Origin of the sequence: Gemella sp. zg-1178 (assembly GCF_018790995.1) — a bacterium.
GTDB lineage: Bacteria > Bacillota > Bacilli > Staphylococcales > Gemellaceae > Gemelliphila.
In genome coordinates, this window is the sequence record NZ_JAHKEI010000032.1 from 1 (window position 1) to 9,154 (window position 9,154).

The following is a 9,154-nucleotide window of genomic DNA, read 5'->3' on the forward strand; positions in this document are numbered from 1 at the left end:
TTTGATTTTATATTTTATTTGAAATTATTTTATAGTTTTTATTTCTAATTATTTTTATTTGAATTTGTTTTATATTTTTTTGTGGGTCTTCTTGTTTTTTATAGCTTGTTTTATTTTTTTTGTATAAATTTATTTTACTAGGTAAAATAAAAAATCTTGTAACTTTTGTTACAAGATTTTATTCTTTTCTGATACGTTCATACATTTAAAATATTTTACGCTTCTAAGTCTACATTATGGAAAACTTGTTGAACGTCATCACAGTCATCTAACATATCAAGCATTCTTTCAAATTTAATCTTGTCTTCTGGACTTAAGCTTACTTCGTTTTGTGGCAACATTGAAATTTCTGCAACTTCAAATTCTTCTATGCCTGCTTGTTTCAAGGCGTCTTGTAGTTCATGGAAATTATCTGGCTTGCCGTATATAATCGTCATGCCGTCTTCTGCGATAATATCACGCACATCAAGGTCAACTTCCATTAAAATTTCTAAAAGTTCATCTTCTGTTTTATCAGCCACACCAATTACAGCTGTATTGTCAAACATATAATTAACAGAACCTGTAACTCCTAAGTTACCTCCATTTTTTCCTAGGGCTGTTCTTACTTCTGCTGCTGTACGATTTACATTATTTGTTAGCGTATCGATAATAAGCATTGTACCTGCTATACCAAATCCTTCATAACGTAATTCGTCATAATTCTCTTCTGAGCCTCCTTTTGCTTTTTCTATGGCCCTATCAATTATATTTTTTGGCACACGATAAGTTTTGGCTCTTTCTAAAACCAGCCTCAAATTTCTATTTATTTCTGGGTCAGGTTCTCCAGATTTTGCGGCTTGATATATTTCACGTCCGAATTTTGCATATATTTTACTCGTGTTTGCATCTTTTGCTGCTTTTTTTTCTTTTATATTATTCCATTTACGACCCATTTTAACTCTCTTTCTTTGCTTGTTACGCTAATTTAAATTTATTTACCCTATATATTAGCCTATTTCAAGTATATTTTCAATACTTAAAATAAAAAACGAACATAAAATTTAATTTTACGTTCGCTTCTGTTTTATTAAGGTCTAGTTATTATTTTTATTTGTTGTTTCAGGTTTTTTCCCTTCGAATATATCCACTGTCCAACCTGTAACAGCCCCTTTCGAATCTCTAATTCCCCTAATTACATATTCCATATATTTCTTCTCTGCTCTTGACCTACGCACAACTTCTTCCTTAGCATAATCGTGAGCTTCTGCTTGACTTGTAAAAACCTTTCCTGTATTGCCTGCCCCCTCGGTGCTACCTGTAGCACTAGAATTATTTTTTACTGGGCTGTTGGGGCTAGTCGGTTTATTTTCATTTGTTGAACTTGTATTTTTGTTTGTGTTTTGCTTGGTGTTTTCTTTATTTTGGTTTGTAGTTTGACTTGTATTTTTATTTGTATTTTCTTTATTTTGGCTAGTATTTGAGTTGCTTGTAGTTGATGAGCTATTGGTATTTTGCTTGCTTTCTTTTGCCGATTTTGTATTAGCCTTTTTATTTTGGTCTGTGTCCTTGCTAGAATCTTTATTGCTTGTAGTTTGATTTGTATTCTGGTTTGAATTGTTTTTTGCTTTTTTATCCACAGAAGTGAAATTCAAAATCAATATAACCATTACTGAAAAAATAATAACCCCCACCGCTGCAAAGATAAGCATTTTTAAAAATTTTTCTGATTTTTTCATTAACAATTCCTCCTTAATATTAGTTACCTATATTATACCACTAAATTAGAAATTGTACAGTAGGGACTTATATTTACTTTTTATACTGGCAATTAATTCATAACCCTTGCTTTTGGAAATATTGAGTTTTGAAAAAATAATTTTACTGTCTAGCCCCTGCTTTAGCAAGATGTAAATTTTATATTCTTCTGCTGTTAATACAGATTTAATACTATTTTCTATTTCTATACTTGCTAAATTATTATCACTTATTGCAAATACTTTTGTATTGTCTACTTCTTCAAAGCAAGAAAGCTTGTATCTGCTCCGTCTTCTTAATTCATCTATTATTTTTCTTTTCATTGTAGCAAGGGCAAATTTGTCAAAATCCTTTTCTGCAATATCCCCCTTTTTCAAAATTAAAAAACTTACCAATAAACCCTCTAGGGCATTGCTATAAAATTCATCATACTGGCGATAAGCAATATTACACTTGTAAAGAGCCAGCTTAATTTTATCCTTGTAAGTAGCAACTAATAAATTAAATTCTAATTCTTCTTCTGCTGTTAATCTATAATCCATAATTCTATCCTCTGTAAAAATTTTAGACGTCTAAGTATATTTTATGGGATAAAAATATTTTTACAATACAAGTCTAAGATGACCATACTTTTAAGACATATTTATTAAAAAATATATTTTAACTTTTTAAAGGATTTTGGCTTTTAAAATCTTCTTAGTAGGAAAAGATAAGTAGGGGTTTTTGAATGTTGAAGTGAAGTTTAAACTTTTTAATAGTTTTGATTGTTGAAAATTTTTCTTTTAATAAAACTTTGAAAATAAAATTTTTATTTCTAGCAAAGATACAAATAAAAATTTTTATAATAAATTGGGAATAAAAAACTAGAAAATAATTTTCTAGTCGTATTTAACCACTAGCAACTAGTTCTTTCATAGGGTGTATGCTAGCAATATTAGTATTTATATTTTCTAATTCTTCAAAAATATATCTTCTTTAACTTTAAGATATTCATTATTTGATAATATATTCTCTATTGCTGACCTTATCTCTATATTTACACCTACCCTTTAGGCTAAATAAATCACTTAATATTCCCATTAATTTCCTCCTATTTTTTGCACCAAAAAGCTGCTACTTTTATTAGTAGATGCTGTCCTTAAATTAATTTCTATGGAAAAATAAAAACTATCTTCTATTTTTAAATATTCTTTCTTTAAAATAAAAAAGACGACTAGATTTTTATCTAATCGGCTAAACCTAATAATGTTTAATTTTTATATCTAACTTGTAAATTTAGTGTAAAATAAATTTTTTCATTTTCTTTTCTTAAGTGAAGCATGTCATATCTTGATGAACTTGGCGAATCAAGTTTTGTTTCATTTATTAAAAATTCTTTAACTTCATCTTCATAATAAATCCTATCTATTACATATACTTCTGAGTTCTTAGATACTATTATTAATCCGCCATTAACAGTAAATTTCCCATTCCATTCTTTAGAAGGGAACATACCAAAACTTACCGCCATTAAAAAGTCTTTTAATTTTTTATAAGTTATACTTTCACTAGTATAAATACTAGATGTTTTAAATAATTCTTTCAGTTCTTTATTCCCACTAGAATATGACTTCAATAAAACTTCGGCTAATGCTTCTGGTAATGCTGTATCAATCATTCTTAAATTTTTATCAAAATATTCACTAACAATTTTCTCAAAAAGTATTTTTCCTCCATGTTCGTATATTTTTAATATTCTATCCTTTAATTTATTTTTTGTATTTATTGAATTAATTTCATTAATTTGGTCATCATTTAACCCCTCAATTATGTATCTAATATTAGTATGTTCACTAGCGTTTAAAATAGTTGCTGGACGCCCTAACTGTGATTTTATACTATAGCCTAATTCAATTTTTTTATTTCTATTCAAATCTAAATTCAATAAAAATATATCTTCTTTAACTCCAGATTTTGCTTTAAAATTAGTAAAAATATTATGTTTTTCTAACCATTGATTAACATAGTCTATTTCAAATGATCCTGAACCAGCACTTCCAGAAATAATATTGTAAAACACTTGATTTTTGAATTTAATTATTTCCTCAATTTTAATTGCTTCAATTTTTTCTCCAAATATATCTGGAATTACCATATCATTTTGAATCTTAAATTTTATTACTCCACTTTTTTTCTTTGAAATAATACTTTCAACAGAAAAAATATTATTAGCAATAAGGTTTAATTTACAATCAACTAAGTTTAATTTTCTATTAGCTAATAAGTAAAAAATTGCATATAATTCAGACCATTCCCCTTTATTGAAAGCCACCTTTTTCTCCTTTGCCATAAAATTCATCCAATCTCTCTATCATATATTCTGCCATACTTTCTATAACTGGGATACATACAGAATTCCCAAATAACTTATACTGTTGGGTGTTACTTATACTCTTAGGAAATTCAAATTTATCAATACCATTTTCCATAAAAGCATAATTTACAAAACCTTGTAATTTTCCCCATTCTTTAGGGGTCATATACCTAATACCCTCTGAATTAAGTTTTCCTTTTTTTGCCCCTATATTCTTTAATCCAATATAATCTTCTTTATACTGTCTTATTAAATTTCTCTCTTTACCAGAACCGCCAGTAGCCATTATAGTATTTGCTATTGGATTAGGTTCATCATTTACAACAATATAACCAAAACCTGCTTTATTTGATTTATGTCTATTTTTATGTCTGTTAAGTGTATCTAAATATATTTGAGATAAATAGTATTTAGGTTCTACTACTTCTTCTATCAAATCGTTTAAGTCTTTATAAATATTTAACTCTCTACCCCTTGGTAGCATAGGAAATATATATCCTTTGGGAACAATATCTTTTCTAAAACCCATAATAAAAACTCTTGCCCTCCTTTGTGGAATACCAAAATCATATGGAGTTCTTACAATATTTTCTCTTTTTGCAGAATATTTTTTACCAACGAGTGTTTCTTCTATATCAACACCTACTAGAACATAACCAAGTTCATCTAATGTTCTTGCAATTACATTAAATGTATTTCCTTTGTCGTGCTTTAAAAGTCCTTCAACATTCTCTAGCATAAATGCCTTAGGTTTAGACATGTTTATTATTTTTGCTATATCAAAAAATAATGTGCCTCTTGTTTCATCTTCAAATCCCTCTTTTAGGCCCGCTATCGAGAATGCTTGACAAGGAAAACCACCTAGAAGAACATCATATTCTGTACTTTTAACTAACTCTTTAAATTCTTCTGATCTTACATCATTATAAGGGTCATCTCCATATAAGAATTTATAAGATTCACAGGCATATTTATCTATTTCAGCCGATAAAACATTTTGAAATCTACCAGTATTTTCATAACCTTTTCTAATGCCTCCAATCCCTGCAAATAAATCAATCATTTTGTATGTCTTATCCAAGAATATTTCCCTCCACTTGATTTAAATTAATTATTTCAACTACATCTTCAAGTCTGAAATCCAAAGCTATACAAATTTTTTCTATTGATGCAAGATTTACATAGTTAGCTTTAATCATTATTAGAATAATATTACTTCTTATTCCACTTTCTCATTTTAAATCTTCTTTATTCATTGCTTTTTCAGCTAATAAGTGCCATAAAGGTTATAACTAATAGCCATTATTAACTCAGTAATTCGTTTAAAATATTGCTTTTATTATAGCATAAATAGCATTAAAAAGCCCTATTTTTAAATATTAGCTTTTGCCTGCCTTAGCAATTATTGAGATAGTCTGTTAGTAACATCTTTATAATTTACATATTTATTATCTAATAAAAACCTGCCCTAATATATAAAGATAATTTTTTATTCATAGTTTTCTTACTTCTCCTAAGCTTATATTAGCAATCAGTTTTTCCACCTTTTTATTAAAAAGACTGGTTTATTTTCCTGTATTTTTTATGATAATTTTATATTTCATTTTTGTTGGACTTTTTTCTATAATAACTTTTATATGAATTTTTGCTTTTTGTAGTTTTTCCTTAACTTTTTAACACTAAACTTCTTTATTATATCATATATTTTTTATTATAAGTATTGTTTTTTTTTATTTTTTTGCTAATATAAAATTGTAGATTTAAGTAGGTGTTTTTAAGTTCATACCTAGTTCTAAATAGTTATTATGTATTTTATTAATAAAAGGAGGACAAAATTATGAATAAAAAAATTAAAGTTACTAGTGTAATATTAACTTCTAGTTTATTATTTACACCAATTATAGATGATATTTTAAAAATTAATATAGCTCAAGCTACAAACCAAGCAATCTCAAAAGCTATAGAAGAATATGATAAGGAAAATATAAATTTAAATAATCTTTCAGAAAAAGATTTTAAGGATATAAAAAAAGAATTTAATAATAGATTATTGTATGATAAAAATTTTAAAAATAAAGGTGTATTATTTGAAGAACGTGGAATTAGTTATCAAACTGTAAAAATTGCTGTAAAAGCTATGAAAAATAAATTAATAGCTATAGGAAAAGAGGCTTTTGAAAAAAATATACCTAAGTGGCTCAAAGCTTATATAAGTTACCAAACAGTTATGAAAACATTAGATGTAATAACAGGATTTGAAGGTGAATTAGAAGATATAGTTACTAAAGGTTATATTAATTTAGGAATTAATCCCTATGTAGCTGGAGTAATAGCAAGATTATCTATTGCTATATTACTATAATAAATAAATGAATATAAAAAAAATAATAATATATATTTTTTTAGTTACACCTATGCTTTTTCCTAAAAATTATATTGACTATTTCACAAATATAAATATTATTTGCAGAATAATTTACAATATTTATAAATTTATTTTTGTAATATTTTTTGTAAAAATAATCAGCAAATTTTTTAAAAAAAAGACGACTAAATAGTCGTCTTTTTTCTGAATATTTATTATTATTCCATTTATTAGTTATTAAGCAATACCACTAAATTTCATCTTTAAAGTAATATTCTTCAAGTTCTCCTTTTTTAATTTTTCTCTAGCAAGTTTAAAATCTTCTTAAAGATTTTATGATAGGAGAATCCTTATTAATTATTTTTTATTTTAAATAATTATAAAAAATTTTTCTCTTGTTTATATTTTATTTTTTAAGTGCAACCTTTCTTTTCCTAATATTTATACATTATTCATTTTTCAAAAATACCCACATTTTTTATATGGTAACCTTATAAATAATTGGCTTTTATTTTGTTCTTCTAATAAAAATTTTTATGTTGATCTAATAATTTGGTAAATTCTAAAATATGCTTATCTTTTTCCTTAACTTGTTCTTTTAAAATATCTGTATAAAAATTATTATCAAATTTAATTTCAGTCTCTTTTTTCATCTACATTAAATAAAATATTTTTTACATGCTCTAATATATTTAAATCAACTGCCTTTGCTTTTTCCAACTCATCTCTTTATTTTAATTTTAAGCTTAAATTTTATATTTCTATTAGCCTAAAAATCTCCTTTATAAATAAATGTAGAATTTTTTATTCAGTTGTCATTGTCCCTCTGATGAGGTAGTCTACTTAATTCTTGTATTATCAATAAAAATAAAAAATAATTAGTAAGGATGCGGAGCATCCTTACTAATTATTTTACAAGGCAAAAATCCCTATAATTCGGATTAAAAACAGGGGTAACAGGAATTGAACCCATACCGAAGGTTTTGGAGACCTTTGTTCTACCCTTAAACTATACCCCTTAAAATAATGGTGGGAAGAAGTGGATTCGAACCACTGAACCCTAAGGAACGGATTTACAGTCCGTCGCGTTTAGCCTCTTCGCTATCTTCCCAAATATAAAATGCCGGCCAGAGGACTTGAACCCCCGACCTACTGATTACAAGTCAGTTGCTCTACCAACTGAGCTAGACCGGCAAATAATGGTGCCTCGAGACAGAGTCGAACTGCCGACACATGGAGCTTCAATCCATTGCTCTACCAACTGAGCTATCGAGGCTCTAAATATATAATAATGGCGGTCCCGACGGGAATCGAACCCGCGATCTCCTGCGTGACAGGCAGGCGTGATAACCGCTACACCACGGGACCAAAATAAAAAATTGCGGGAGCAGGATTTGAACCTACGACCTTTGGGTTATGAGCCCAACGAGCTACCAGACTGCTCCATCCCGCGTTAATAAAATGGAGGAGGAAAGGGGATTCGAACCCCTGCGAGCTTTTACACTCCTGTCGGTTTTCAAGACCGATCCCTTCAGCCAGACTTGGGTATTCCTCCATATGGTGGACTCTGTAGGACTCGAACCTACGACCGATCGGTTATGAGCCGATAGCTCTGACCAACTGAGCTAAGAGTCCAAAATTCAAGATAATATTATTGGTGGCGGCAGAGGGGATCGAACCCCCGACCTTACGGGTATGAACCGTATGCTCTAGCCAGCTGAGCTACACCGCCAATAAAATTTACATACTTATTTTCAAAATGGTGGAGCCTAGGAGGATCGAACTCCTGACCTCCTGCGTGCAAAGCAGGCGCTCTCCCAGCTGAGCTAAGGCCCCTTTTTTAGGTTATAAATGGTCGGGAAGACAGGATTCGAACCTGCGACCCCTTGGTCCCAAACCAAGTGCTCTACCAAGCTGAGCTACTTCCCGAATTTTTATTCATACGCGCCCAAGAGGAGTCGAACCCCTAACCTCTTGATCCGTAGTCAAACGCTCTATCCAATTGAGCTATGGGCGCTAATATAATGGTGCCGAGAACCGGAATCGAACCGGTACGGTATTGCTACCGCAGGATTTTAAGTCCTGTGCGTCTGCCAGTTCCGCCACCCCGGCATTATATTAGAAAAATGGAGCGAAAGACGGGATTCGAACCCGCGACCCTCACCTTGGCAAGGTGATATTCTACCCCTGAACTACTTTCGCATTTTTAAATGGTGCGGGTGAAGGGAGTCGAACCCCCACGCCGTGAGGCGCTAGATCCTAAGTCTAGTGCGTCTGCCAATTCCGCCACACCCGCGCAAAAGAAATAACGAATAAATGGTGAGCCATGAAGGACTCGAACCTTCGACCCTTTGATTAAAAGTCAAATGCTCTACCAACTGAGCTAATGGCTCTAAATGGTGGTGCCGGCCAGAGGACTTGAACCCCCGACCTACTGATTACAAGTCAGTTGCTCTACCAACTGAGCTAGGCCGGCAACAAAATGGTGGAGGTTAACGGGATCGAACCGCTGACCCCTTGCTTGTAAGGCAAGTGCTCTCCCAGCTGAGCTAAACCTCCTAAAGCCTGGCAACGTTCTAATCTCGCAGGTTCTAAGACCAACTACCCTCGACGCTAAAGAGCTTAACTTCTGTGTTCGGTATGGTTACAGGTGTGTCCTCTTTGCTATCGCCACCAGACGAAAACTTTATATATATTAT

Annotated in this window: 8 protein-coding genes, 18 tRNA genes and 1 rRNA gene; 1 reads left to right on the forward strand and 26 read right to left on the reverse strand. The window is 30.4% G+C overall.

Annotation, left to right across the window (positions count from 1 at the left end; all coding sequences use genetic code 11):
* Nucleotides 1-215: 215 nt before the first annotated feature.
* From KMP12_RS06745 to KMP12_RS07755, 6 genes are all read right to left on the reverse strand, one after another.
* Entirely contained in the window at nt 216-935 is a 720-nt protein-coding gene (locus KMP12_RS06745; protein WP_215756976.1) for a YebC/PmpR family DNA-binding transcriptional regulator, read from the reverse strand.
* A gap of 141 nt (nt 936-1,076) precedes the next feature.
* A complete protein-coding gene (locus KMP12_RS06750; protein ID WP_215756977.1) occupies nt 1,077-1,718 on the reverse strand; it encodes a hypothetical protein in 642 nt (213 codons plus the stop codon).
* 45 nt (nt 1,719-1,763) lie between these two features.
* Entirely contained in the window at nt 1,764-2,279 is a 516-nt protein-coding gene (locus KMP12_RS06755) for a sigma-70 family RNA polymerase sigma factor (protein WP_215756978.1), read from the reverse strand.
* Nucleotides 2,280-2,986: 707 nt separating this feature from the next.
* Complete coding sequence (locus KMP12_RS06760; protein ID WP_215756979.1) at nt 2,987-4,048, reverse strand: HpaII family restriction endonuclease; 1,062 nt, start codon at nt 4,046-4,048, stop codon at nt 2,987-2,989.
* Entirely contained in the window at nt 4,035-5,171 is a 1,137-nt protein-coding gene (gene dcm / locus KMP12_RS06765) for a DNA (cytosine-5-)-methyltransferase (protein ID WP_252344740.1), read from the reverse strand. Before dcm ends, KMP12_RS06760 begins: the two co-directional genes overlap by 14 nt.
* A complete protein-coding gene (locus KMP12_RS07755; RefSeq protein ID WP_371821682.1) occupies nt 5,164-5,313 on the reverse strand; it encodes a hypothetical protein in 150 nt (49 codons plus the stop codon). Before KMP12_RS07755 ends, dcm begins: the two co-directional genes overlap by 8 nt.
* A 614-nt stretch (nt 5,314-5,927) precedes the next feature.
* On the opposite strand from KMP12_RS07755, the gene KMP12_RS06775 reads away from it, so the two are divergent.
* Nucleotides 5,928-6,452, forward strand: coding sequence for a hypothetical protein (locus KMP12_RS06775; protein WP_215756980.1), 525 nt, complete (start codon nt 5,928-5,930; stop codon nt 6,450-6,452).
* 524 nt (nt 6,453-6,976) lie between these two features.
* On the opposite strand, the gene KMP12_RS07760 is transcribed toward KMP12_RS06775, so the two are convergent.
* The 20 genes from KMP12_RS07760 to rrf all read right to left on the reverse strand — a co-directional run bounded on the left by KMP12_RS07760 (nt 6,977) and on the right by rrf (nt 9,133).
* On the reverse strand, nt 6,977-7,108 hold the full coding sequence (locus KMP12_RS07760; protein WP_256442634.1) for a hypothetical protein: 132 nt from the start codon (nt 7,106-7,108) through the stop codon (nt 6,977-6,979).
* 295 nt (nt 7,109-7,403) lie between these two features.
* A tRNA-Trp gene (locus KMP12_RS06780) sits at nt 7,404-7,474 on the reverse strand.
* 8 nt (nt 7,475-7,482) lie between these two features.
* Nucleotides 7,483-7,566, reverse strand: a tRNA-Tyr gene (locus tag KMP12_RS06785).
* Nucleotides 7,567-7,576: 10 nt separating this feature from the next.
* A tRNA-Thr gene (locus KMP12_RS06790) sits at nt 7,577-7,649 on the reverse strand.
* Nucleotides 7,650-7,655: 6 nt separating this feature from the next.
* Nucleotides 7,656-7,731, reverse strand: a tRNA-Phe gene (locus KMP12_RS06795).
* 16 nt (nt 7,732-7,747) lie between these two features.
* Nucleotides 7,748-7,823 (reverse strand) — tRNA-Asp (locus tag KMP12_RS06800).
* 11 nt (nt 7,824-7,834) lie between these two features.
* Nucleotides 7,835-7,908, reverse strand: a tRNA-Met gene (locus tag KMP12_RS06805).
* A gap of 9 nt (nt 7,909-7,917) precedes the next feature.
* Nucleotides 7,918-8,010 (reverse strand) — tRNA-Ser (locus KMP12_RS06810).
* Nucleotides 8,011-8,013: 3 nt separating this feature from the next.
* Nucleotides 8,014-8,090: transfer RNA gene (locus tag KMP12_RS06815), tRNA-Ile, on the reverse strand.
* Nucleotides 8,091-8,110: 20 nt separating this feature from the next.
* Nucleotides 8,111-8,187 (reverse strand) — tRNA-Met (locus KMP12_RS06820).
* Between the two features lie 28 nt (nt 8,188-8,215).
* A tRNA-Ala gene (locus KMP12_RS06825) sits at nt 8,216-8,291 on the reverse strand.
* 16 nt (nt 8,292-8,307) lie between these two features.
* A tRNA-Pro gene (locus tag KMP12_RS06830) sits at nt 8,308-8,384 on the reverse strand.
* A 14-nt stretch (nt 8,385-8,398) separates the two neighbouring features.
* Nucleotides 8,399-8,472, reverse strand: a tRNA-Arg gene (locus KMP12_RS06835).
* Nucleotides 8,473-8,480: 8 nt separating this feature from the next.
* A tRNA-Leu gene (locus KMP12_RS06840) sits at nt 8,481-8,567 on the reverse strand.
* 15 nt (nt 8,568-8,582) lie between these two features.
* A tRNA-Gly gene (locus KMP12_RS06845) sits at nt 8,583-8,657 on the reverse strand.
* A 9-nt stretch (nt 8,658-8,666) separates the two neighbouring features.
* Nucleotides 8,667-8,751: transfer RNA gene (locus KMP12_RS06850), tRNA-Leu, on the reverse strand.
* A gap of 21 nt (nt 8,752-8,772) precedes the next feature.
* A tRNA-Lys gene (locus KMP12_RS06855) sits at nt 8,773-8,848 on the reverse strand.
* Nucleotides 8,849-8,855: 7 nt separating this feature from the next.
* A tRNA-Thr gene (locus KMP12_RS06860) sits at nt 8,856-8,931 on the reverse strand.
* Nucleotides 8,932-8,938: 7 nt separating this feature from the next.
* Nucleotides 8,939-9,014 (reverse strand) — tRNA-Val (locus KMP12_RS06865).
* Nucleotides 9,015-9,018: 4 nt separating this feature from the next.
* Nucleotides 9,019-9,133 (reverse strand): 5S ribosomal RNA (gene rrf / locus KMP12_RS06870).
* Between the last annotated feature and the right edge of the window lie 21 nt (nt 9,134-9,154).